This is a genomic window from Pseudoalteromonas sp. BSi20311, assembly GCF_000239875.1.
Lineage (GTDB): Bacteria > Pseudomonadota > Gammaproteobacteria > Enterobacterales > Alteromonadaceae > Pseudoalteromonas.
The window spans coordinates 43,435-66,750 of record NZ_BADU01000157.1 but is presented as its reverse complement, the minus strand read 5'-3'; the positions used below and the strand labels follow the sequence as shown (position 1 = coordinate 66,750).

The window sequence follows — 23,316 nt, the reverse complement described above, 5'->3', positions numbered from 1 at the left end:
ATTTTTTTAATAATAAAAGCCGCTAAACAGCGGCTTTTAAGATTGTTTTTCAACATTTAATATTTTGTCTTTGGTCAGAACGGTAATGAACACATAAATCAAAAGAAGGGTGAGTGAGTAAAAAGTCTTGCACCCTTATTATTATAGTTATCTGACAAAGTTCAAAAAACCTTAATCAACATAAATATTAAAAACGTTTACTATATAATTATAATCAAGCAATACAGTCATTATAATCAACAATTATGTATGTATTTTAAGTATTATTATGATTATGGCTTTCTACTCAAAATTCCTCTTCAATAACTACACATTAAACTGAATGCGGCTGTTGAAATGAACGTTAGCCAGCCTTTAAAATCAATTATGATGTCTCTGCGTTTCGAATTTCCTTAACAAGTACGTTACTATAAGTGGTGTTAAAATAATTATTGATATATCTTTTGCAATTAAGAAAATATTGCTGCCACCATTAACATTCAAAATCCCTACCCCCCCAATCAACACAACAGGTAAAGTAGATAATACAATGAATATCAATTTATCCACTTTGAATTTTTTAAGCATCATAATAGCAACAGGTAAAGCTGCAATTAACGCAACAAGAAAATGTTGTATAGATAGCATTATGTTACTCATCAATTCAGTTGGTTTGTTTAGAGCCATATTAGAGGTCATGAACTGGCCTAAAGGCTCAAAAATAAAGCTATAACCTAGCATAGAGCCTAAAAAATAAATGCAGGATAATATAATCACTATTGTTATTGAATTTAGCTTTTTCATAGCATCTCCATTTCACACATTTAAATAGTTATCGTTACTAATGAACAGATACGTAACGCCAACCTTCACAATACGTCCCATCAGCGGTTGTGTTTGTATATGTAACCCATGTGTCACAAACAATGTAACCGCCTCCGCCAGAGCCTTGACCTCCTGTGGGTGAACCAGTTCCTCCTGAAGGACCACTTGCACTTGTTACACCTGTAGTTTTCCAACCAAAAGAACTAAATAAATACTCAAATTGAAATTCAACGCAAATACCATCATCGAAACATACAGATATTTTATACTTCTCTGGTGGAGTGCCTGTTATTTTACTAAGAATTTTCTGCATTACGGAGTTCATTGTAGCAGGGAATACAAACTTACCTGTGAGCCATGAAGTAACCGACCCCATACCAGCTACAGTTGTCAAACACTCTGAAGTAGGACAGTTAGGGCCTGTATAATCTACTGAATTTCCAGCCCTAATTTCTCTTAATGTTGAAGATACCTCGTTAAATTGGTTCTGTGTTTCAGCACTAACAGACTTAACATAGGAGTACTTTTCAACATATTGATAACCCGGCTCTGATTCTATTTCTACATCTATATTAAAAGCTTTAATGACCGAAGTTTCCGTAGAAAATACAACTACATCTTGCCTTCCAATAGTCTTAGCAGCTTCTTTTGCCTTGTGCTCCATTTGAGAGTACGTACAAGACTCGCACTGAACATAATAGTCATAGGACTCTGTTGCATACGAAGAAAAAGAATAAAATATGAGGGTTAATAATAGTACGAAATAATATTTCATAAAAAATTCCTTGTTATTTTTTTAATTCCATTGTCATGAACTAACATAGCAACAATATCTAAACTGTGCAAGTTACGAACAGTTTTTAAAAAATATCAACAATTTATTCTAGATATTTTTTACTATGGTTATTCGCTCTCTTAGATAAGAATTTCTCTTGTGAGCTTTTGAACCAACCATAATAGCCCTGTCAATTACTTGTTCATCTCCCATCAAAACTAGCCTTTCACTTGGACGAGTTGATGCGGTATATAGCAACGTTTGATCTATCATTTTTTTCGCTTCATTAGGTAACATGACAAAGCAATTAGGCCATTGAGAACCTTGTGATTTGTGGATAGTAATGGCATACCCAAGGTGCAGTTTTTCCAATAGCTTAGCTGTAACGTTAATTAAGGTGTTGTTTACTTCAATAACGGCAACAACACCATCTTCATCAGGTTGTTCAAAGACTTCGACAACAAGCCCTAAATCACCATTTCTTAGATCTGCATCTTCATCATAATTGTTTGCAGTGGCTAATACAGGATCACCTTTCAATAACCTTGAACCTTTTGATGTAATCCAAGGAATCCAGCCCCTTAATGAGTCTTGAAAGTAAATAGCTTGCCTATCATTACCTACTGATGCTTGCAGCTCTAGATTTAAGTTATCTACACCAAATTTACCTTTTCTTATGGGTGATAAAACAATACTCTGAGTAATCCCGCCAGACTCTTGCCAAAGCTTGATAAGCCTTTCGACAGTTGGCTTTGTTTCAATCGAGCAATCTCTGCTTTCTCTTAGTGTATTTTTAGTTAACTCTGGAGGCTCAAGCAGCCCATTTCTAACAGATGTCGAAAACTTGTGTATTCCACTTTGCTCGTTTTGCCTCTTAACCTGCGTTAAGTTAAAAAATGGTATCTGAGTATCAGTTAAGGCGTGGAATACTAAGCCATTACCTACAGGTGGCAATTGAGCAGTGTCACCAACAAAGATTACTCTAGCTGCATCTGGCAATATGCCAACTAGTCGATACATAGACAAAAGATCCACCATTGACGATTCATCTATGACTAACAATATTTGCTCAGGTAAATCAGGCTTGTTGTCGCCTAGATGCTCACTAATTAACTTGGCAATGGTTTGGGCTGGCCTTTGGGTACTTTCCGCCATACGCTGTGCTGCACGGCCTGCCAGAGCCACTTGATAGCACTGTATTCCTTGTGCTACTCGGTCATAGACACCTAATACAGCTTTTAGTATCGTTGTTTTACCTGTTCCTGCACCACCTGAAATGCCGCATACAGGAGAAAGTACAGCACCGACAACAGCATCACGCTGATCGACTGTTAAATTAAAATCTAGAGTGCTTTCATAGTCCGTTAAAGCTGCCTCGACCAATTCTGTTGATAATTTACACTCCCAGCCAGCCAATAGACAACCTTCTCCTGATGGCTTTTGGTGTGCATCAACAATAAACTGAGCTACAGCCGCTTCCATCAATGCTTTCCCGTAAACTTGATAACCATCTTCGACCTTTACTAAAAGACCTTGTTCGCAGGCTATTCCCCCAACATTTTCTGGAGTGTCAGAGTTCATGAGCTTAGCGTATTCTTTGTTTAGTTCATCAATGGTTATCACTGTTGAACCAGTCTTATTGGCATGATTAATTGCCGCATATTGAGCGATGCCAGCAACAACAACTTCGTCTTCTAATGTAAAGCCAAGTCTTAGTGCAAGTTGTGATACCAGTTCAAAAGCAGCCCCCATTGCTACTAAGATAAAAGGGTGCTCTTTGATTTTATCAATCGCATCTTCACCAAATATCGCCACTAGCTTTTCACCAAAGCCCAGTGGCAAACTCTGCTCTTCAAGCCAATTAATTGTGTTAAAAAGAGCCTCACTAGGCCAACTTTCTATTAAGTCCTTAACACGATTTTCAGTCATTCCTGCTATGTTTAGCAGAGCGTTTGTATCCTGCGTTTCAATAAGTTGGGCTAGTTTTTTATGTCTAACAAGACGATTAGCTATAACGCTGCCGATACCTTTGATATTGTTGCTTATCCAACGAGATAAAATCCTGCCTGAAGGTTTCAGAAACTTGATGTTATCTGCATCAATGGTGTACTCGCTTAATGGAAAGTCATTAATGGTAAAGTGATTAAGTCGCTCTCTACCTGAGACTTCCCATAAACTACCTGTTGTAGCTGTATCTTGGGCGTGCTCTGGAAATTTAACAACGGTTGTTCTGTCTCGTTTTTTAATCGAACCATCTGCGTTGACAAGATCAACTGTTGCGTATGAATTAGCTCTCTGCTTCTTCACTTGAATGATTTGACGAAGGTGGACAACTTCGCTCATAACTTGAACCCTGCTGCGCCAGATTGAACCAACGTTTGCTGTTTTTTAAATTTGATCAATTCACGTTGTAGCTGTCTGTTTTCGGCTTCTAACTCAGCAATTCTTTGTGTCAGCGCATTGTTGCTTACTGCCGCCATACCTGATTGTTTTTCAGCTCTTTCTCGTGCAGCTTCATGAGACTTTTTATCTTCATCAATCTTGCGAAACCAATAGCTATCAGCTTCCTCAATTAGTGCTCTGACGGCCTTATTCTGCGTACATACAGACTTTGCAAAACCCAGCTCTTCAGCTAATACTCTACGATTAATTTTGCCGCTGTATTCATACTCGTGCCAGTCTCTAGCCGCATTACGCTCATCAATCCAAGCCTGAACCAGTTTGATATTCTCTTGAGCAATCTGCTGTCCGTTTTTTCCTTTGGTCATCGTCTATCAACCTCAGGTAAAGGCTTATCAAGTTGCCTATCTAATAGTTTCATATCAACATTGGGCATCATATATGCGTTATGTTGCCAACGGACAAACTGTTCTAGCAATTTTTCGTTTTGCTTTTCCAGCCTTTCCACTTTAGCTTCAAGAGTGGCTATTTGCTGTTTAGCAAACTCAAGTGTAATGTCCTTTTCTTCGTCTTTAGTTGCTTCTTTAAGGCTTTGTTTTCTGTCGTTAAAAGCTTCAACTAAAGCAGGGTAGGAAAGCAGTGTGTGTCTACTAATATTCTCTTCCCCAAGCACCTTTGCAAGCTGCTCAGCAAAACTATTCCAAGTGAGCTTTCCTGACCACTTATCGAGTTCATGTAATGCTAATGGTAATGTTTTTTCAGTAATGATTTTTTTAGGCATTTTCGATCCCCAATAACATTGCGACTTCAGATTCTTCAACAAGATCTTGATCACTAGCGTTGATTTCTAAATCGTTTTGCTCAAGTGCTCTTTTTACAGGACTAGGGTCATGTTCAGGTGGAATCCACAATATTGCCCCCTCTGGCGTATCTTCTGATTCGAGCCGCTCACGTTGTGTGCGAATATGGGCCAGTTTCCAACCCAAATGCGATACCCATCTGTCAGCACCAAAAACACCATCAGCGTTATCTTCTGTCGCTTTATTGAATTGAGATTCGACCTGCTCCTCTAGACGTATTATGCGTTCAAGTGTTTCTGGCATACCTTTGATACAAACATGCTCTTTACATGTCATGCACTCACCGCCTTTCGTACATGGCGACATTGCGTAATCATGAACACACATACCATACTCAGTTACATCGGCTATACCGATACGATTTACCCCTAGATCTTTGTAGCTAACAGGCAAATTCAGCTTAATCGCTTCTAACGCTGTTGGTCTCTCATTAAACTCAAGAATACTTCTCGCTTGCTGCTCACGTTCATCTTGTGTGCGTAAGTCATAGTGACGATTATCGTTAATTCGAGCACGCCCAGCCCATCTAGCTAGCTGCCATGCATCCATACCACCACGCTCAGCATTAGTTGATAACCAAACTCTGATCTGATGTGAAGTTAAGCGAATATCAGAGCCGTCTTCATCTTTATAGTCCATACGTTGGAATAATGTTTTAGGTGGATTTTTTAACTTGTCTCTAATTGCTAATTGAGCATTAAGTTCATTAACGCTTGGTAATCGCCATGAGAATTCTCTAACGTCAAAGTCATTGTGGAACTCACGATCTCTTATTAATACTAAAGATTCCCATACTGGGCGTTGAATAGAAGGTAGATTAGGCCAGTCGTGAGTTTGATATTCTGAAGCAACAAAGCTTGCTAAATCTTCATAAGTAGGCTCACCTGAGGCAATTAATTTTTGAACCCACTTTGTATTTTTACCACCAACCATATTCCATGCTGTTACGCTGCTAAACTGACTCGTTTTAGCTTTCATGCTTGTTATAGAGTGCTCTGTAAAGCTCATCGCATGTGCAAATTGATAGGCATTTAGCGGTTTGTTTTCTGCAAAGTCGTCTGGCGTGCAGCAACCTGCGTGGCGCATAAACACATTAGGGTGATCATAAGCGTACTTAGCAGCTTCCCTTGCAGGCTTTCCAATTTCCATAAGTCTGCTATGCGCTTCAATGACCGTTTGTTCTAAAGATTCTGGAACCCATTTGATCGTATGTCCAAAACCTTTTTCAGCATACCACCTCACACCAAGCGCCCCATTTTCACCTCGGTGCAAACAGTCAACGGTTAGCTCTGATAGTTCCCCAGCTCTTCCCGGTGCAAACATCAATAAAGTGATAACGCTTGACCAGTATTTATCTTCTAAAGTTTCTGCATTAGAAAAACAATCAGCCAAAGCAAGCATCTGGTGCATACTTGGGCAACGAGTATCTTGCCATTTACGAGAGTCTTCATCTGTTCTTTCGGCTTTTGCCCCCACCTTAGGCCAAGGGTTTTCCCACGATTGAAGTGCAGGCACTGTTCGCTTGCTTCGAATGAACTCCAATAATATCTCAATCTGATAGCCAATCTTATTTCTTCGATCTTTATTGGTAACTCTTTGCTTAGTGATAGTCTCTAATTCACCAATTACCAGTCCATCAGTTTTCAGTACATTGGCAATACCATGCACGGCTACTAGAGCGTCATGTAACATACGCAATGCGACCATTTTATTTGTTACGCTGGATACCGCTTTAATACTCTGGTTATAGCGGATATAAGCTTTTGCAAAAGACAAGAACGGTTCATCCAAAGGGTCAAAGTTCGCAGGATTTGACTTTGCTCTGTACTTGGAAAAAGTCATCGCTATTGACCGATTTTTTTGCTTGTGTTGCCAATTGTTACTTTGCCAACCGCCTTGATCATCATAGAGTGTTAATGTGTTCTTGCAGTGCTCAATAAAACTGTCTAGATTTTGCTTAGCGCTTATCTCATGCTTAGGTTGAAAGTGAATAATATCAGCCATTTGCGCACTCCTCTTTTGACAGCTCTTGCTTACACATTACAATAACTTGTTGAACTGCAAGTAAAAGCCGATCTGTAGACTGAATAACATTGTTGGATATTCCTAACTCTTTTTGCTTATCTCTTTCAGCTAAGATCTCATTGAGAACTTCTTCATGAGGTGCTTCAATCCAAGGCTCAAAACTTGAACATGTATAACAAGCCCTATATCCAGAAGCGCAAAAAGCATAAGTTCCACAGTTACCAACATTTTCAGACTTGCCATTTTTCACTCGGCTGTTCGGGTCATTTGCTCTAACAGCATCACGTTCTGATGCAATTAATTTCCCTGAAAAAGCTTGAGCTAATGGCGCAAGCATAGGAGCCATTACTTCATCAATTTGCTTTGCTGTTTCTTCAGTATTTTCTGTGTACACACCAATATTTTGCGTATCGGTATGATCCAGTGCAGCAGCTAATGCAACACCACTAATCCCTCTTCGAGCTAGATTTGTTCCTTTGGTATATCTAAAACGTGAAGCAGTGAAGTTAATGTAATCACCTGTTCTTTCAGAGCAGGCTGTGTTTTTAATCGCTACTCCTCGCAATAACTCATATGCAGAATCAGCAGCCATATGTAAGTAGTCTGGCGTTTGTGAAAGTCTTGTTTCTAACTCCTCTATACTTGATAACCGATTAACTCTTGTTTCCTCAACAAAAATTGGGATCTGCTCACGTATAGAGTCATGTAACTTTTCTCCTAAGCTAGATTCAACATACTGAATTGATTGGTTACGTTGATTATGAAGCAGAAGATACAAGTCTTCATTAATTGGCAGCGGTGTAAATTGCTCCCTAAAGCCAACACCACGCTGTTTAGCTCTAGGGCAATTGATAACGTAGTCGTTACCATTTGAATCTTCCCTAACAATTAAATCTACTGAACGTAATGAGCGAATCTGAACATATCTACGGCCAGTTAAAACCAACGCCATAAAACAACAATATTCTTTTAAATTAAGAGTTTCCTTAGTAAAGGCATTTGATGCCCAGTCAATTAAAGCTCCAAGCTCATTATGTGTTAGAGGGCCAGAATATGGGCAAGCGCCTTTTACCGCATTACCTTTTGGGTTTCCTTTTAGAGTTAGCTCTTCTAAATAATCTGCAATTTCCTTGCTGACCCCATTGAATCCCCACTCATGCCAAGCCAACAAGAATCCCTTGAGTGCTCCTAGCTTATACTCGCTATCTGAATCAAATGACGCTCGATAATTTGTTAACCCTTGCAATGACAGCTTACCTTCTTTTGTAGTCTTCATGTAAGCATTGAAGCGATTAAACATATTAAAAGTATGCATAGCCGAAAGTTCTTCAGCGTAGCGGCACAAAGCTTTTCTAAAACCATCTTCGGTTTCTGGTTCAAGAGCGGTTAAACGCTGGAAATTAATCACGGTTGAACCGTCTAGCCTCCACTCAATATCCGAAAAATAAAACGGATAGCCGCTTTTCGTTGTGTGCTGGCTGACTAGAGCCTTATTCTTCTTTAATTGCATACTACTTGTCCTTCTTAGCTCGGTTAGTCCAGTGATCCATATCCTCTCGCATCACTCGATCAGCCTCTTCTCGAATGTGTCTCAGGTTATAAGTTTCAGCGGTTTTATCTGAACTCCACCCATTCAGTTCTTTTCGGATCTGAATTTCTTTCTTTTCATTAATAGGTTTAATTTTAGGGTTTTCTTTAGCCGCTTTATTAATCTCATCGATCCTCTTAGAAAGCTTGTAGTTAAAATTGTGACGAAAACCATGACGAGTAATTTCTTCAAGTAATTCTGGATGGATAGCAACCGCAGGCTTCAGCACTCTGTTAACGAAGGTGCTATTCGAGATTGGTTTACCGTGATATTTACCATGTTTATGCGTAACAAAAACATACGGGTGCTTTCTAGCAGCAGGTATTTTCGCTCTTTTATCCATGATGTAGTCACGCAACCTATCAGTGATTTTTTTATCAATAGGAATCGAGCGTTCATTAGTTTTCGCCACTGGCTGTTTCTTGCGAGGATCTTCAACAGCGTCATGCCTACGAACAACTGCTACCTTTCCTTTCTGAAAATCAATGTCTTGGATCTGCAAGCCTAGAATTTCTCCGGCACGCATCCCTGTTGCTTCCATCACCTCAAATATCACTGCGTTTCGAAATTTAACTTCTTCGCCCTTAAATGGGTTATCAGGTGAAGTCTCCTTAACGATTCTTAAAATTCGTTCAAACGCTTTAGGAGGCGGAGCTTTAGTATTTGGATCAGCAGTAAGTCCTTTGCCACTGCTGCCTTTAGGCTTATTTGCCAAAAGTAGGCTTTTCATGGCTTCAATATTATTTGAAACCTCTTCTTCAATTAATTTCGTTTTGAGAATAGTTCTAACTAAAAACTCAAGATAAGAAGCTATCTGACTCATTCGGTTTGAAGCATGATCGTTAGATACTTTTTGTATTGGTGTTACGCTAGCTGTCGATGCCGCAGCAAACTTAACGACATTCTTCTCGGATGTCTTTAGCCACTTCTTTAAACTCCTTGTATCTAATGTGCAATGATCTCGTATGGAATAAACATCCTCGTCATTTAATAAGCGGCCTTGCTCAAACTCAGAGACAAGATTTCTATCATTAATATTTTCCCAAAGCTTTAGATGGATTAGATGACCAAGTGAATTAGATATTGCTGACTGTGTGTGGGATGTTCTCAATTTTTCAGTAACGTACAACGTCACCCAATAATTAGGTAACCCATTTTCTTCCATTAAGATTGGATATCGCTCACCGTTACTAAAAATCAGATCTCTAATTTGTGACATTGAACACCTCTTTATCAACATTTTATTTATGTATAGTGCCTAGAGAGGTCATTGTCAACATAAAAATTTACAAATACAAAAAAGGGCTTGTAAAAACAAGCCCTTAATAATTTTAATCTACAATTTTTATTTATGTATTCCTCAGAACGGGATATCGTCATCAAAGTCGATTGTTGGTTCCATAGGGTTTGATGCGCCACCTTGCGGTGCATTTTGTGGCTTAGGTGCAAACCCGCCTTGCTGTTGTGGTGCACTATTTTGTTGTGGTGCAAAACCACCTTGCTGCTGTGGCTGGTATTGGTTGTTTTGCTGCGGTGCTGGCTGCTGAGCAGGTGCAGATTGCTGCTGTGGAGCATAACTGCCTTGCTGGCTATTTTGGCCTTGGTTATTTTGACCATAACCACCGCTTTGTTGCCCGCCTTGATAGCCACTACTTTGTTGACCACCTTGGTTACCTTGATAGCCACTACTTTGTTGATCGCCACCGCGTGCACCTAGCATTTGCATTTGACCCGTAAAGCCATCGACAACGATTTCTGTGGTGTATTTTTCTTGGCCTTGTTGATCAGTCCATTTACGGGTTTGAAGTTTACCTTCTACGTAAATTTGTGATCCCTTGCGGCAGTATTCACCCACAATTTCAGCTAACTTGCCAAAAAATACCACACGGTGCCACTCAGTTTTATCAACCATTTGGCCAGTGTTTTTATCTTTATAGCTATCTGAAGTTGCTAAGGTAATATTTGCTACACCATTACCATTAGGCATGTAACGAACTTCAGGATCTTGCCCTAAATTACCAACCAAAATTACTTTGTTCACACCGCGTGCCATGGAACCATCTCCTATAAACGTTAGATTAAACCAGCCACTCTTCGGGCTTGGTCTAGGTCAAATTCTTTATCATTAATCTTTAAGTAGCTACGACTTTCATCGCGAACTACGGTTGCTTCTATTACGCCGGGTAAAGCAACTAACTGAGAAGCCAGTGTTTGTGCCTGCTCTTCAGAATCTAATTGGGTCATTAAACTAATAACTTTGCTTTTCGGTGGGACTTGCATTTTCCACGCAATAATAAGCCATATTACCCCAACAAGTGCCGCCGCCGCAAACACAGCTTGCGTACTGGTGGTTTGTGCTACATACCCACCCAACATACCGCCTAAAAAAGCACCTAAGAACTGGCTCGATGAATACCCCCCCATGGCTGAGCCTTTTTGGCTTGCTGGAGCAATACGCGACACAAGAGCCGGCATAGTGGCTTCTAAAAAGTTAAACGCAACAAAATATAACAGCATACAAACCGCAATGCCAACAACGCTATTGGCCCATATCGACATACTTAACATACTGACTATTAAGACCATCACTGAACCAATAAAGGCTTGTTTTTCTTTCTCTTTTTTAATCGCCACTATCATTACTGGCACCATCAAAAAAAACGCTAAAAATAAAACCGGAATATAAAGCTGCCAATGGTTTTCAGCCACAAGTCCATCTTTAATTAGTTGACTTGGTAATACTACAAAAATAGTCGTTAATGTTAGATGCAGCAATAATACGCCTGCATTTAAACGTGCCAGCTGTGGGTGTTTAATCAATTTTTTGATGTCACTAAAGCTGGCAAGCGTATCGCCTTTAGGGGCTTTATTTATTGCACTGGGAACGAGCATAGTGACTATAAAAATACCACACACAGCCAAAATAGCCGTTAGCCAAAATACGCCTGCAATGCCCCACGAAGCTGCCACTATCGGCCCTAATAACATCGCAAACGCAAAACTCATACCGATGCTCATGCCAATCACCGCCATGACTTTGGGGCGCTGTTCATCTCGGCTTAAATCTGATGCAAACGCTAATAATGCGCTGGCTATAGCTCCCATGCCTTGTAACGCACGCCCTACCGTCACCATTTGAATAGACTCTGCCAAAGCGGCAATTACCGAACCTAAAGCAAACACCGCCAAACCACCGACAATCACTTTTTTACGACCTATTTTATCGGAAAGTCTCCCCATTGGGATTTGTAATACGGCCTGAGTTAAACCATACGCACCAATTGCAAAACCAATCCAGATAGGTGAAAAGCCTTCAAGCTCTTGACCATAAATAGCTAAAACAGGCATCAGCATAAACAAGCCGAGCATTCTAAATGCAAACACACTCGCTAACGATACGGCGGCGCGTTTTTCTCGTGAATTAAGTGAAGATGCGGTCATTATTTGCGTGATCTTACTGTGTTAAAAAATTAGGCAAGGATTCTATCACAAGCTTGGCAATAATTAATCGTCTATAACTAAGGATTTTTTCGATGATCAAGGATTAATATTGCAGCGTATTATGCGATACTGAGCAAATAATTTTGGCAATAAACGAGATAGCATGGAAAACATTGAAGTCCGAGGCGCCCGCACGCACAATTTAAAAGACATCAGCCTAACCATCCCACGTGATAAACTAATTGTTATTACTGGCTTATCTGGTTCAGGAAAGTCATCACTTGCATTTGATACGCTGTATGCAGAAGGGCAACGCCGGTATGTTGAATCACTCTCTGCTTATGCAAGGCAGTTTTTGTCATTAATGGAAAAGCCCGATGTAGATCATATTGAAGGCCTTTCTCCTGCTATTTCCATAGAACAAAAATCAACCTCGCATAACCCACGTTCAACCGTGGGAACTATTACTGAAATCTACGATTATTTACGCTTGATGTTTGCACGCGTTGGCGAACCTCGCTGTCCGACTCATAATTTACCGCTCGCGGCGCAAACAATCAGCCAAATGGTCGATACTGCGCTGGCACTGCCTGAGGGCACAAAGCTAATGCTCTTGGCGCCTGTTATTAAAGACCGTAAAGGCGAACATGTAAAGCTATTAGAGCAGCTTGCAAGCCAAGGCTACATTCGCGCACGTATTGATGGCGAAGTGTGCGACCTATCTGATCCACCACCACTAGATCTACATAAAAAGCACACAATTGAAGTCGTGGTTGATCGCTTTAAAGTCAAAGACGGCCAGCAACAACGTCTCGCGGAATCATTCGAAACAGCACTTGAAATGTCAGGCGGCGTTGCCAACATTGCGTTTATGGACGATAGCAATGCTGAAGAAATGCTGTTTTCAGCAAATTTTGCCTGTCCAACCTGTGGCTATGCGATGACAGAGCTTGAACCGCGTCTATTTTCGTTCAACAACCCAGCCGGGGCTTGTCAAAGCTGTGACGGTTTAGGTGTAAGGCAATACTTTGACCCTAATCGCGTGGTTCATAACCCTGAAATAAGTTTAGCTGGCGGTGCAATTAAAGGCTGGGATAAACGCAGCTTTTACTATTATCAAATGTTGCAAGCAGTTGCACAGCATTACGAGTTTGATTTAGATGTTCCTTATCAAGAGCTTGCAAAAGAACATAAAAAAATTATTTTAGATGGCTCTGGTGATACTAAAATTGCATTTAATTATCGTAATGACCGCGGCGATTTAATTACACGTAATCATGTATTTGAAGGCGTGTTAAACAATATGAACCGCCGCTACCGCGAAACTGAATCAAACTCAGTGCGTGAAGAACTAGCCAAATATCAAACCAGCCAAGCATGCCCTAGTTGTAAAGGCTCACGTTTGCGCCAAGAAGCACGCAATGTATTTATTGGTCAAACTAACTTGCCAACCATTACGCATATGAGTATTGGTGAGGCGATGAGCTTTTTTGAAGGTTTGCATTTAACTGGGCAAAAAGGCCAAATCGCCGAAAAAATTCTAAAAGAAATTCGCGACCGGTTATCGTTCTTAATAAATGTAGGCCTAAATTACTTATCACTTGAGCGCAGCGCCGACACACTTTCTGGCGGCGAAGCACAACGTATTCGTTTAGCGAGTCAAATTGGTGCTGGGTTAGTGGGTGTTATGTATGTACTGGATGAACCTTCAATTGGTTTGCACCAACGTGATAACGACCGTTTATTGAAAACCTTAGTTCATTTACGCGATTTGGGTAACACCGTTATTGTTGTAGAACACGATGAAGACGCTATTCGCGCCGCTGATCATATTATTGATATTGGTCCAGGTGCTGGCGTACATGGCGGCCATGTTATTGCTCAAGGTACGCGCGATGATATTTTAGCAAGCAAAGACTCGGTTACCGGCCAATTTTTATCGGGGGTGCGTAAAATTGAAGTGCCTAAAGAGCGCCATGCTACTAACGATAAATGGTTAGAGCTGTTTGGCGCTACCGGTAATAACTTAAAAAATGTTGATTTAAAAATACCCTTTGGCTTAATGACCTGTATTACCGGTGTATCGGGCTCAGGTAAATCTACACTCATTAACGACACCTTATTTAAACTCGCTCACACCGAGCTTAATGGTGCCACAACCGCAGAAGCGGCACCTTACAAGTCAATTGCAGGCCTTGAACACTTTGATAAAGTGATTGATATTGACCAAAGTCCTATTGGCCGCACACCGCGTTCAAATCCTGCAACTTATACCGGTATTTTCACCGGTATTCGTGAGCTGTTTGCGGGTACTCAAGAAGCCCGTTCACGTGGTTACAAAGTAGGTCGCTTTAGCTTTAATGTTAAAGGTGGGCGTTGTGAGGCATGCCAAGGTGATGGCGTTATTAAAGTAGAAATGCACTTTTTACCTGACGTTTATGTACCGTGTGATGTGTGTAAGGGTAAACGTTATAATCGCGAAACCTTAGAAGTACAATATAAAGGCAAAAACATCAACCAAGTGCTCGACATGACCGTTGAAGATGCCCATGACTACTTTGATAAAATACCGGCTATAGCACGCAAACTTAAAACCCTAATGGATGTTGGACTTTCTTATATCCGCTTAGGCCAAGCCGCTACAACACTTTCTGGTGGTGAAGCACAGCGAATTAAGTTAGCACGTGAGCTTTCTAAGCGTGATACCGGTAAAACGCTATACATATTAGATGAGCCAACAACAGGCCTGCACTTTGCAGATATAGAGCAGTTATTAGTAGTACTGCATCGTCTGCGCGATCATGGCAATACCATTGTAGTGATTGAGCACAATTTAGATGTCATCAAAACAGCCGACTGGATCGTTGATTTAGGCCCTGAAGGTGGTGCTGGCGGCGGTGAAATACTGATTGCAGGTACACCAGAAGAAGTGGCTGAATGCCAGCGCTCTCATACTGGGCACTACTTAAAACCGTTATTAAATAAATAACGGTAATACGCTTTAGATAAGGAAAGTCGGTGTTAAGGTATTTAAAAATTGCAAAATGGCGTGCTAATAAGCAGTTTAAGCAACAGCAAAAAAGCTGGCAACCACACCAAGTTAAACTGCTTAGCCATATAAAAAGCATATGGTTTAACCTTAACACCGCGCAAAAACTTTATCTGCTTGCGTTTATAACTCTAGCCATTTTTAAGTTAACGTGGCTATGTGCCACTATTACTATTATTGCGCTGATCATAAAATTTTGGCCTAAGTTTAATCAACTATGGAATTCACTCGCCGGTAAAGCACTTATTTTGGTATTTTATGCCAGTATTGCTAACTTTGTTTGAGCAAGTACTAGTGGCATTGTAAATGAAGTCACTTAGGTATCAGCTCATCACTTTAATTACACTCGTAACTTTGCCACTTTATTATATTTACCGCCTTAGACACTAGGAATAACTCTGGCAACACTGCTCGGCTTACAACTTATTTTGCCTTTTTACATCATAGTGTTATTACTAATCAAGCCATTTGGATCTGATCGCATAAAGTTTATTAGCCAAAGCTACTCACCACTTCTAACTGTATTAACCCGCTTTTTTTAGCGACGGTAGTGTTTGTAAGTCTGATTGCATTTATTGATGAAAAACCGCCTGAAAAAGTATTAAACGATATAGTAAATAGCTTTGAAAATAGCCAATCGCTCGCAAATAAATCCCCCGCTGAACAAGAGCAAGCCATAGAAAAGTTGAGTGAGCAAATAGAGAAAAAACTCCCCTCTTCAGACAATGACGGCGCTCAGACAAAAACATTTGGTATTCACTTAGAAGGCGAAGATGAGAACACTCAAACGGTTAGGCAGTTTTTAGATACTAAAGGCTACTTTGAACGTAGTAAGCGCTTAATTGCCATGTTTGCCTATAGTTATGAAGCAGACAGTTATTCACGTTGTAAGAAATTAACAGAGAGTAAGTCAATCGAGCTCAATGATTACGAAATTATTGAAATAACGCCTGATCAAAGCATGCCTTACGGTTATAAATTTATAGTTAGAGCCTGTGAGTCTGCGGGTATTTCTGCTACAAACATTAAAATATAAAAAATGCCGCTAAATTAGCGGCATTTTTGTATCTGCAAATTAACGCGCTTATGGGCGTGGAATAAACCCAACCGCATCATAAACTGCTTTTAATGTAGTTTCTGCACGCGCGCTGGCTTTTTCAGCCCCTGTTCTCATGATGTCATTAAGAAGTGTTTGATCTTCACGAATTTCTTTAAAACGTGTTTGAATTGGCTCAATCATGCTGACAACAGCTGCTGCGGTGTCTTTTTTCAAATGGCCATACATTTTGTCTTCGTATTCAGGGACTAACTCTTCAATTGAGCGCTTAGTTGCCACACTTAGTAGCGTAAGTAAATTAGATACACCTGGCTTTTCTTTGCGATCAAAGTAAATACGCGCTTGCTCGTCAGAATCGGTAACTGCTTTTTTAAGCTTTTTCTCAATCTTTTTCGGCTCGTCTAACATCATAATAAAGCCATTTGGATTTTCATCTGACTTAGACATTTTCTTCAGTGGATCTTGCAGGCTCATTACTCGCGCACCAAACTCTGGAATATACGGTTCTGGCAGCGTAAAAATATCGCCGTAAACATTATTAAAGCGAGTTGCAATATCACGCGTTAGTTCAAGGTGCTGTTTTTGATCTTCACCTACAGGTACTTTGTCTGCTTGGTACAGTAAAATATCAGCCGCTTGCAAAGCCGGATAAGCAAATAACCCCACATTAATATTATTAGCATGCGTTGCCGACTTATCTTTAAACTGGGTCATGCGATTAAGCTCACCCATTTGCGCATAACAGTTTAATACCCAGCCAAGTTGCGCATGCTCAGGTACCTGAGATTGTACAAATAATGCCGCTTTTTCTGGGTTAATACCGCATGCCGTATATAACGCAACGCCATCGAGTACACGAGCACGCAATAATTCAGGGTCTTGGCGTACGGTAATTGCATGCAAGTCTGCAAGCATAAAGTAGCTATCATATTCTTCCTGTAGCTTAACCCACTGGTTAATAGCGCCAACATAGTTGCCTATTGTCATACCACCGGTTGGCTGCATGCCACTTAATACTACTGGTTTACTCATGATTTTCCTTTATTTTTACTTAATTAAAAATGCTTAACGCTGTGTTAGTGTCGGTATTATAGCTAAGAAGTTATCGCATAGGTACTGCGGATTATAATCCGCTAACTGCTCTCCCTGGTGATACCCATAAGTGAGCGCTATCACGTCAATGTTAGCGGCTTGCGCTGCGAGTATGTCACTCTTTGAATCACCAATCATAATCGCTTTATCAGGCGTTATATTTAATGCATCGCAAGCAAATAATAGCGGCTCAGGTGACGGTTTTTTTGCCATGTCGTCACCGCAAACAATCACTTCAAAATGACTGCGAATAGCGAGCTTATCTAAAAGCATTTCAGTAAAGCGGCGTGCTTTATTAGTAATAAGTGCTTTAGGCATACCACTGAGAGCAGCAAGACCAGTTTCAACATGCTGATATAACACACTGTATTCACCGACCTGCTCACTGTAATGTTGATAAAACAGATTGATAGCTCGTTCGCTTAAAGCCTCATCGAGGTGCTCACTAATTTGCATATCGCCGCAAAGGGCTCGTTTCACTAACACCTCAATGCCATTACCTACCCAGCTTTCAACTAATCGCTGACTGACAATTGGAAACGCTAAATCGCTAAGTGTTAAATTTAAAGCCATATACAAGTCGTACACGCTATCAACTAGGGTGCCGTCTAAGTCAAAAAACGCTGCATCATATTTCATTATTCAACACTTTCTAATTGCTGACGCATCTCATCAATCACCGTTTTATAATCAGCCTGATTAAAAATAGCTGAGCCTGCAACAAACATATCTGCACCCGCTTCAGCCGCCGCGGCTATGTTATCTACTTTAATACCGCCATCTACTTCTAAACGAATATCACGTCCAGATTCAACAATGCGTTGTTTTGCCTCTCGCAGTTTCTCGAGTGTTTGTGGAATAAAACTTTGCCCACCAAACCCAGGATTTACTGACATTAATAAGATCACATCTACTTTATCCATTACGTGATCGAGGTAACTTAAACTTGTTGCAGGGTTGAACACTAAGCCTGCTTGACAACCTTCATCTTTTATCAATTGCAAAGTACGGTCAATATGCTCGCTCGCCTCTGGATGGAAGGTAATAATTGATGCACCCGCCTCGGCAAATTGTGGAATTAAGCTATCTACCGGTTTTACCATTAAATGCACATCAATCGGGGCTTTAATCCCGTAGTCGCGAAGTGCTTTACATACCATTGGGCCAATCGTTAAGTTAGGCACGTAATGGTTATCCATTACATCAAAATGAACGACATCAGCACCTGCGGCTAACACTTTGTCGACATCTTCGCCTAATCGTGCAAAGTCTGCAGATAATATTGAGGGCGCTATTAAGTATTTTTGTTCACAGTTGAGCATCGCTAATCCGTTAATGAATAATTTATGCCGTTAATGTAACTTAATTAGCGAAGTTACCCAAGTAGCACCTTTAAAAATAGCGCCAAATAAGTAATGTTAAAGCCTTATTGCGGCTATTCATGAAAAAGAATAACCTGCTGAGGATGTAGGCTTTATAATTAAAAAAATCAGTTTTTAAGCGGGTGTCACTCAGTATTTAAAACACAATACAAATAAAAAAAATAAAGTGTATTATTTAAGCAGTTTTTGTTATGCTGCGCGAAGAACTAAATCATTAGGTTTATATTATGCGTGCTTTTAAAATTGGATTATTAATCACGTCGGTAAGTGTTATTATTGGAGCAACATCGCTTTGCTCAAATACTGAGCAAGATTTAGGCTCAGCCAACATTTGTCTTCATAAAGAGCAAACCAACGCTATTAATAATAGCGCAACCCGTTGCATTCAAATTGAAGAAGATTCGTCTTGGGCCTCTTGGTTAACAGGCGATAGTCGTAGCGCTCAGTTTCATTACTTAGACTTGCTAGAGTTGTTAACGGGTACTGATGACAAACACAAGCCCTCTTCAATCAAGCCATTATTTTAATTAAATGCAGCACTTTTTTAGCGCGTTACAAAGCGTACTGGCTGCATTTTTTGGTGTTCAATCTGAAGATAAGCGCAAAACAGACTTTAAGTACCACTCTCCAATTACGCTGATAGCTATTGCCGTAGTACTGTTTGTATTGTTTGTACTGGCTATTTATGCAACCGTGACTTCGGTGCTAAATACATAGCCATTAGCTCATCCACTTTATTTCGTGAACCGCCCTTTGGACTAATCGTACGTTTAACCTGAATTTTATCCAGTGATGCTTGACTGTAAATTTTGCGTGTCCACACGGTATCGTGGTTTGAAATAAGGACTGGCGTGTTATTCTCAAATGCCGCTTGCTCAGCCAAGTTAGCTAAATTAGCCTGATCATCTAAGTTAAATCCGCCTTTAGCGTAAGAGGTAAACGATGCGGTTTTACTTAATGGCACATAGGGCGGATCGCAGTATATCACCGCATTTTTAGGGACCAGTTTAAATACATCATCGTAGCCTAAGCAGGTAAATGTTGCTTTTTGTGCTTTGTTGGCAAAAAAGTACATTTCTTTTTCAGGAAAATAAGGCTTTTTATATTTACCAAAAGGCACATTAAAAATGCCCTTTAAGTTATAGCGACATAATCCGTTATAGCCATGGCGGTTCATATACAAAAATAAAATAGCTCGCTCATACACATCGCTGCTTTGGTTAAACTGCACACGATAATCGTAATACGCATCTGGATGGTTATTTAAATCAACAAATAGTTTTTTTGCATCGCTAATAAACTCATCCGGCGAACGTTTGAGCTCTTTATATAAATTGATTAAATCAGCATTTATATCGTTAAGTACATAGTGTTTAAAATTACTATTTAAAAACACTGAGCCCGCACCAACAAAAGGTTCAACCAAGGTATCTGCATGTTTACTTGCTTGATTTAGTCGCGCGTTAATATCTTCAACGAGGCTGTATTTTCCGCCAGCCCATTTAAGGAAGGCTCTACTCTTTTGCTGCATTGGCTCTTTACTTCAATTCGGTGTTGCGCGATTTTACACTAAAGTCACTGAGTTTACTGATCAACTCGTGCAATTTCTTGTTTTATTTTGCTAATTTTTTTATAGAAAGGTTTATTTTTTCTTACTCCAGCGGGGAGTGCTTGCAGTGCTTGTTTTGCCTCATTTAAGTTAGCAAAACTGCCTGTTGTTACCACCCACCATATTTTACCATTTCGCTTAGTTTGATATGTATTGGTAATACTTTCTAGCTTATGTTCAGCAATAAACTCATTGCCTACCTGCTGCTGAGTTACGGCTAATAGCTGAATAACAAAATTATCTTCAGGTTGTTCTAGGTACCAGTTACTGGGTATTTTTACTATTTGGCTTTGCTGCTTTACCACCTCAGGTACGCTAATGGCTTCTTCAACCGGCGGCGATGCTGGCTTTTCTTGTTCAGTTAAAGTCGATGGCTCAGTTAAACTTCCTACAATTGCTGGCACGTCATTGTGGGCACGCTCATCTGTAGTTGGCTCTTTAGTTATAGGCTGTGGCGAAGTAAACAGGGTTGGTGATTTAACCGGTTGTTGTTTATTTTGAATAGCTTGCTCGGTTGTAATAGCGGTTGTGAGGACTTGCTCATCGCTTTGACGATTAGCATTTTTCCACCATTGGGTCATATCAGCTTTGTATACAACGCCAATAATCAATAACATAATTATGAGTAATAGTGTGAGCAACTGTAAGCGCCAAGATACTTTGTCTTTTACGATAATATCAGCAACTTGTTCGCTAGGCTGCCAGGCTAATAAAAGACTTGGGTTACCTTGGGCTTCAACTAAAAAGGTTTTAAATACAGGGTCTTCATCATAAGGTAGCGCCGTGAAGTACCATCCCATTAGCTGCTTACTTTCAACCAAGTTTAGTGGCTCTAAATGAATATTAACTGCCTCTTTAAACGGCAATTTAGATTGCGATGCAATCATAATGTAAAGCACACTGGGCGCACTTTTTGATAACAGCTCGAGCTCTGCAATTAGTTCTTCAGATAGGTGCCTGCCGCCATCGATAACCCATAAACACGCGCCGCATTGTTGTTGCTTCGCTAATTGATAATAGTTTTGTGATAAGCTCAGGTTGTGATCAATTAAAGGGGCATTAAAGCTTTGCTCTAATAATTGAGTCATCAATTGCACATCAGTCATTTGAGCGCCAACTTGCACAAACGCTTTATTAAAATCGTTATATTTATCAGTGATGAAGGTTTCAAGCAAATAGCTTTTACCTAAACCAGAAGTGCCCAGCAAAACAATTAGGTTTTGACCATATTCAAATTGCAATGCGATTCTATCCACCAAAGCCGCACGGCTCGGTAAAATTTGTGACTGCATTTATTGCTCGATCAATGCTCTGACTTGATCATCAGACACATCATCAACTAATGCACATTGACCAAATTCAGTGGGTAAAATGAATCGGATAGTCCCTTTTTTATTCTTTTTATCTTTTCGCATATGCAGTAAAAAGTGCTCACTGGTCATATCGCTAGGTATCTCGATTGGTAAGCTATATTGCGCTATTAATGCAGCAATACGCTCTACATCTTCTCGTGTTAAATCTTGGCGAGTATAAGCAAGCTTTGCAGCAAGCACCATACCTGTTGCGACTGCTTCTCCATGTAACCAAACACCGTAACCCATTTGTGCTTCAATAGCATGCGCAAACGTGTGCCCTAAATTTAACAACGCACGAAGGCCCTGCTCTTTTTCATCTTGTGCAACAATGAGCGCTTTAATTTCACAGCATCTGAAGATGATGTGCTGTAAACACGTCTCGTCTAATTGTTGTAATTTAGCGATGTTATGCTCTAGATAAGCAAACAGTTCAGTATCGTAAATCAAGCCATACTTAATAACTTCAGCCATGCCTGCAGCAAACTCGCGTGTTGGTAAGGTATGCAACGAACGTGTGTCAATAAATACAGCTTGGGGTTGATAAAAAGCCCCAATCATATTTTTACCTAGCGGGTGATTAACCGCTGTTTTGCCGCCAACTGAAGAATCAACTTGAGATAATAAAGTGGTTGGTATTTGGATAAAAGGGACGCCACGCTGATAACAAGCAGCAACAAATCCAGTTAAATCACCTACAACGCCACCACCTAATGCAATTAAGCAGGTGTCACGGCCGCAATTATTCTCAAGTAGGAATGCCGAAATTTTTTCAAACCAAGTGAGTGATTTATATTGCTCACCATCTGGAATAATAAAATGCAGTGGGTTTAGCTGTGCTAATGAATCAAGCAACTGTTGAAGGTACAGCGGTGCAATCGTTTCATTAGTAATGATGATAGGCCGACAATCACCAATGTGATGGATTAGACGGCCTGTATCTTGAAGTGCAGATTGGCCAATATAAATAGGATAACTTCGCTCGTCTAAATTAACAGTTAATTCAAGCATGCTGGGTTAGTCCTTTTTAATACTGGCTTTTAAAAATCCAATTTCTCGATGATTTGGTTAGCAACAACTTTCGCGCTCTGCTCATCAGTGCGTACAACAAAATCAGCTACTTCTTTATATAATGGTTCACGCTCTTCTGCTAAGCGCTCAAGTACATCACGAGGTGCTTCTTCTGTTTGCAGTAATGGGCGACGCTTGTCGCGTTGCGTACGTGCAACTTGCTTTTCAATCGGTGTCTCTAAGTATACAACAATACCGCGAGCCGAAAGCTTGTTTCGAACTTCTTTACTCATTACTGAGCCACCACCGGTTGCAAGTACAATACCTTGCATTTCGGTTAAGTCACCAATAACAGATTCTTCACGAAGTCTAAAGCCTTCTTCACCTTCAAGATCGAATACCCAGGCAATATCTGCGCCCGTGCGACGTTCGATTTCTTGATCAGAATCAACAAATTCAAGGTGTAATTGGTCAGCGATGTGACGACCAATCGTGCTTTTGCCAGCCCCCATGGGGCCAACTAGAAATATATTACGTTTCTCAGCCATATCTTTTAGTACAAACGAACTCTAAAATTTGAAATAAAACCCCGCCTAACGACCTGGCCCCAAAATTAAGAAAGGGATTATCTCAGTAATCGGTCGGGTATTTCAAGTCAATTAGGATAAAAAGCCATATAACGAGTAATTAAACTAAATAATTACCCACTGGTTAACAAAAAAGCACCTTATTATAGGCAAGTTTATCTTCTAGGGTTAAAATTTATGCAATTAAGGTTACTACATTGTTGCTTCATGAAAGCTTTTGCATGGTAACTTTACAAGAGCCTGAATTACAAACAACATAAACGCAGCCTTAAATACATCCGCAG

22 protein-coding genes are annotated in these 23,316 nt (G+C 40.2%); 5 read left to right on the top strand and 17 right to left on the bottom strand.

Annotated features, from left to right (window positions below; translation table 11 throughout):
* Positions 1–360 precede the first annotated feature (360 nt).
* From P20311_RS16690 to P20311_RS16645, 10 genes are all read right to left on the bottom strand, one after another.
* A complete protein-coding gene (locus P20311_RS16690) occupies positions 361–783 on the bottom strand; it encodes a hypothetical protein (protein WP_008115078.1) in 423 nt (140 codons plus the stop codon).
* Between the two features lie 37 nt (positions 784–820).
* The gene (locus tag P20311_RS16685) at positions 821–1,579 is read right to left on the bottom strand and encodes a hypothetical protein (protein ID WP_008115076.1); all 759 of its coding nucleotides are present in this window, start codon (positions 1,577–1,579) and stop codon (positions 821–823) included.
* A 108-nt stretch (positions 1,580–1,687) separates the two neighbouring features.
* Positions 1,688–3,922: an AAA family ATPase gene (locus P20311_RS16680; protein ID WP_008115074.1), complete on the bottom strand. Its 2,235-nt coding sequence runs from the start codon at positions 3,920–3,922 to the stop codon at positions 1,688–1,690.
* Positions 3,919–4,347, bottom strand: a complete 429-nt coding sequence (locus P20311_RS16675) for a hypothetical protein (RefSeq protein ID WP_008115071.1) — start codon at positions 4,345–4,347, stop codon at positions 3,919–3,921. The genes P20311_RS16680 and P20311_RS16675 overlap by 4 nt, the downstream gene beginning before the upstream one ends.
* Positions 4,344–4,760 carry a hypothetical protein gene (locus P20311_RS16670; RefSeq protein WP_008115070.1) on the bottom strand — a complete coding sequence of 139 codons (417 nt, stop codon included), beginning with the start codon at positions 4,758–4,760 and terminating at the stop codon, positions 4,344–4,346. Before P20311_RS16670 ends, P20311_RS16675 begins: the two co-directional genes overlap by 4 nt.
* The gene (locus tag P20311_RS16665; RefSeq protein ID WP_008115069.1) at positions 4,753–6,843 is read right to left on the bottom strand and encodes a hypothetical protein; all 2,091 of its coding nucleotides are present in this window, start codon (positions 6,841–6,843) and stop codon (positions 4,753–4,755) included. The genes P20311_RS16670 and P20311_RS16665 overlap by 8 nt, the downstream gene beginning before the upstream one ends.
* Positions 6,836–8,374: a site-specific integrase gene (locus P20311_RS16660; protein WP_008115067.1), complete on the bottom strand. Its 1,539-nt coding sequence runs from the start codon at positions 8,372–8,374 to the stop codon at positions 6,836–6,838. The genes P20311_RS16665 and P20311_RS16660 overlap by 8 nt, the downstream gene beginning before the upstream one ends.
* Before the next feature lies 1 nt (position 8,375).
* Positions 8,376–9,671: a site-specific integrase gene (locus tag P20311_RS16655; RefSeq protein WP_008115066.1), complete on the bottom strand. Its 1,296-nt coding sequence runs from the start codon at positions 9,669–9,671 to the stop codon at positions 8,376–8,378.
* 141 nt (positions 9,672–9,812) lie between these two features.
* A complete protein-coding gene (ssb, locus tag P20311_RS16650) occupies positions 9,813–10,505 on the bottom strand; it encodes a single-stranded DNA-binding protein (protein ID WP_008115065.1) in 693 nt (230 codons plus the stop codon).
* 20 nt (positions 10,506–10,525) lie between these two features.
* Positions 10,526–11,893 (bottom strand): MFS transporter, encoded by a 1,368-nt coding sequence (locus tag P20311_RS16645; protein WP_008115064.1) that lies wholly within the window; start codon positions 11,891–11,893, stop codon positions 10,526–10,528.
* A 163-nt stretch (positions 11,894–12,056) separates the two neighbouring features.
* Between P20311_RS16645 and uvrA the strand changes: the two genes are divergently transcribed.
* The 3 genes from uvrA to P20311_RS19360 all read left to right on the top strand — a co-directional run bounded on the left by uvrA (position 12,057) and on the right by P20311_RS19360 (position 15,978).
* Positions 12,057–14,882, top strand: coding sequence for an excinuclease ABC subunit UvrA (gene uvrA, locus P20311_RS16640; protein ID WP_008115063.1), 2,826 nt, complete (start codon positions 12,057–12,059; stop codon positions 14,880–14,882).
* A 29-nt stretch (positions 14,883–14,911) separates the two neighbouring features.
* Complete coding sequence (locus P20311_RS19365; protein WP_008115062.1) at positions 14,912–15,226, top strand: hypothetical protein; 315 nt, start codon at positions 14,912–14,914, stop codon at positions 15,224–15,226.
* A gap of 266 nt (positions 15,227–15,492) precedes the next feature.
* Positions 15,493–15,978, top strand: a complete 486-nt coding sequence (locus tag P20311_RS19360; protein ID WP_008115061.1) for a hypothetical protein — start codon at positions 15,493–15,495, stop codon at positions 15,976–15,978.
* Positions 15,979–16,026: 48 nt separating this feature from the next.
* Here the strand turns inward: P20311_RS19360 and trpS are convergent, their stop codons facing one another.
* From trpS to rpe, 3 genes are read right to left on the bottom strand one after another with little or no spacing between them, the layout of a single operon-like run.
* Positions 16,027–17,031 (bottom strand): tryptophan--tRNA ligase, encoded by a 1,005-nt coding sequence (trpS, locus tag P20311_RS16625; RefSeq protein WP_008115060.1) that lies wholly within the window; start codon positions 17,029–17,031, stop codon positions 16,027–16,029.
* A gap of 33 nt (positions 17,032–17,064) precedes the next feature.
* The gene (locus tag P20311_RS16620) at positions 17,065–17,730 is read right to left on the bottom strand and encodes a phosphoglycolate phosphatase (RefSeq protein WP_008115059.1); all 666 of its coding nucleotides are present in this window, start codon (positions 17,728–17,730) and stop codon (positions 17,065–17,067) included.
* Positions 17,730–18,413 carry a ribulose-phosphate 3-epimerase gene (gene rpe, locus P20311_RS16615; protein WP_008115057.1) on the bottom strand — a complete coding sequence of 228 codons (684 nt, stop codon included), beginning with the start codon at positions 18,411–18,413 and terminating at the stop codon, positions 17,730–17,732. Before rpe ends, P20311_RS16620 begins: the two co-directional genes overlap by 1 nt.
* A gap of 287 nt (positions 18,414–18,700) precedes the next feature.
* Here rpe and P20311_RS16610 point away from each other — a divergent pair, with 287 nt between their 5' ends.
* Both P20311_RS16610 and P20311_RS16605 read left to right on the top strand, forming a co-directional pair.
* Positions 18,701–19,000, top strand: a complete 300-nt coding sequence (locus tag P20311_RS16610) for a hypothetical protein (protein WP_008115055.1) — start codon at positions 18,701–18,703, stop codon at positions 18,998–19,000.
* 4 nt (positions 19,001–19,004) lie between these two features.
* Complete coding sequence (locus tag P20311_RS16605) at positions 19,005–19,190, top strand: DUF2970 domain-containing protein (RefSeq protein WP_008115053.1); 186 nt, start codon at positions 19,005–19,007, stop codon at positions 19,188–19,190.
* Here P20311_RS16605 and P20311_RS16600 read toward each other — a convergent pair.
* The 4 genes from P20311_RS16600 to aroK are packed head-to-tail and all read right to left on the bottom strand — an operon-like array spanning position 19,153 to position 22,993.
* Positions 19,153–20,004 carry a Dam family site-specific DNA-(adenine-N6)-methyltransferase gene (locus tag P20311_RS16600; protein WP_008115051.1) on the bottom strand — a complete coding sequence of 284 codons (852 nt, stop codon included), beginning with the start codon at positions 20,002–20,004 and terminating at the stop codon, positions 19,153–19,155. The two genes, P20311_RS16605 and P20311_RS16600, sit on opposite strands and share 38 nt — an antisense overlap.
* 53 nt (positions 20,005–20,057) lie before the next feature.
* The gene (locus P20311_RS16595) at positions 20,058–21,374 is read right to left on the bottom strand and encodes an SPOR domain-containing protein (RefSeq protein ID WP_008115049.1); all 1,317 of its coding nucleotides are present in this window, start codon (positions 21,372–21,374) and stop codon (positions 20,058–20,060) included.
* Positions 21,375–22,445: a 3-dehydroquinate synthase gene (aroB, locus tag P20311_RS16590; protein WP_008115047.1), complete on the bottom strand. Its 1,071-nt coding sequence runs from the start codon at positions 22,443–22,445 to the stop codon at positions 21,375–21,377.
* 29 nt (positions 22,446–22,474) lie between these two features.
* The gene (gene aroK, locus P20311_RS16585) at positions 22,475–22,993 is read right to left on the bottom strand and encodes a shikimate kinase AroK (RefSeq protein ID WP_008466255.1); all 519 of its coding nucleotides are present in this window, start codon (positions 22,991–22,993) and stop codon (positions 22,475–22,477) included.
* Between the last annotated feature and the right edge of the window lie 323 nt (positions 22,994–23,316).

Bases quoted from the DNA above. Each gene is read 5' to 3' on its own strand.
- P20311_RS16605 (WP_008115053.1), top strand. From the start codon at position 19,005: ATGCAGCACTTTTTTAGCGCGTTACAAAGCGTACTGGCTGCATTTTTT.
- P20311_RS16680 (WP_008115074.1), bottom strand. From the start codon at position 3,922: ATGAGCGAAGTTGTCCACCTTCGTCAAATCATTCAAGTGAAGAAGCAG.
- aroK (WP_008466255.1), bottom strand. From the start codon at position 22,993: ATGGCTGAGAAACGTAATATATTTCTAGTTGGCCCCATGGGGGCTGGC.
- P20311_RS16610 (WP_008115055.1), top strand. From the start codon at position 18,701: ATGCGTGCTTTTAAAATTGGATTATTAATCACGTCGGTAAGTGTTATT.
- ssb (WP_008115065.1), bottom strand. From the start codon at position 10,505: ATGGCACGCGGTGTGAACAAAGTAATTTTGGTTGGTAATTTAGGGCAA.
- aroB (WP_008115047.1), bottom strand. From the start codon at position 22,445: ATGCTTGAATTAACTGTTAATTTAGACGAGCGAAGTTATCCTATTTAT.
- P20311_RS16670 (WP_008115070.1), bottom strand. From the start codon at position 4,760: ATGCCTAAAAAAATCATTACTGAAAAAACATTACCATTAGCATTACAT.
- P20311_RS16600 (WP_008115051.1), bottom strand. From the start codon at position 20,004: ATGCAGCAAAAGAGTAGAGCCTTCCTTAAATGGGCTGGCGGAAAATAC.
- P20311_RS16665 (WP_008115069.1), bottom strand. From the start codon at position 6,843: ATGGCTGATATTATTCACTTTCAACCTAAGCATGAGATAAGCGCTAAG.
- P20311_RS16645 (WP_008115064.1), bottom strand. From the start codon at position 11,893: ATGACCGCATCTTCACTTAATTCACGAGAAAAACGCGCCGCCGTATCG.
- P20311_RS16620 (WP_008115059.1), bottom strand. From the start codon at position 17,730: ATGAAATATGATGCAGCGTTTTTTGACTTAGACGGCACCCTAGTTGAT.
- rpe (WP_008115057.1), bottom strand. From the start codon at position 18,413: ATGCTCAACTGTGAACAAAAATACTTAATAGCGCCCTCAATATTATCT.
- P20311_RS16690 (WP_008115078.1), bottom strand. From the start codon at position 783: ATGAAAAAGCTAAATTCAATAACAATAGTGATTATATTATCCTGCATT.
- P20311_RS16660 (WP_008115067.1), bottom strand. From the start codon at position 8,374: ATGCAATTAAAGAAGAATAAGGCTCTAGTCAGCCAGCACACAACGAAA.
- uvrA (WP_008115063.1), top strand. From the start codon at position 12,057: ATGGAAAACATTGAAGTCCGAGGCGCCCGCACGCACAATTTAAAAGAC.
- P20311_RS16595 (WP_008115049.1), bottom strand. From the start codon at position 21,374: ATGCAGTCACAAATTTTACCGAGCCGTGCGGCTTTGGTGGATAGAATC.
- P20311_RS16655 (WP_008115066.1), bottom strand. From the start codon at position 9,671: ATGTCACAAATTAGAGATCTGATTTTTAGTAACGGTGAGCGATATCCA.
- P20311_RS16675 (WP_008115071.1), bottom strand. From the start codon at position 4,347: ATGACCAAAGGAAAAAACGGACAGCAGATTGCTCAAGAGAATATCAAA.
- P20311_RS16685 (WP_008115076.1), bottom strand. From the start codon at position 1,579: ATGAAATATTATTTCGTACTATTATTAACCCTCATATTTTATTCTTTT.
- trpS (WP_008115060.1), bottom strand. From the start codon at position 17,031: ATGAGTAAACCAGTAGTATTAAGTGGCATGCAGCCAACCGGTGGTATG.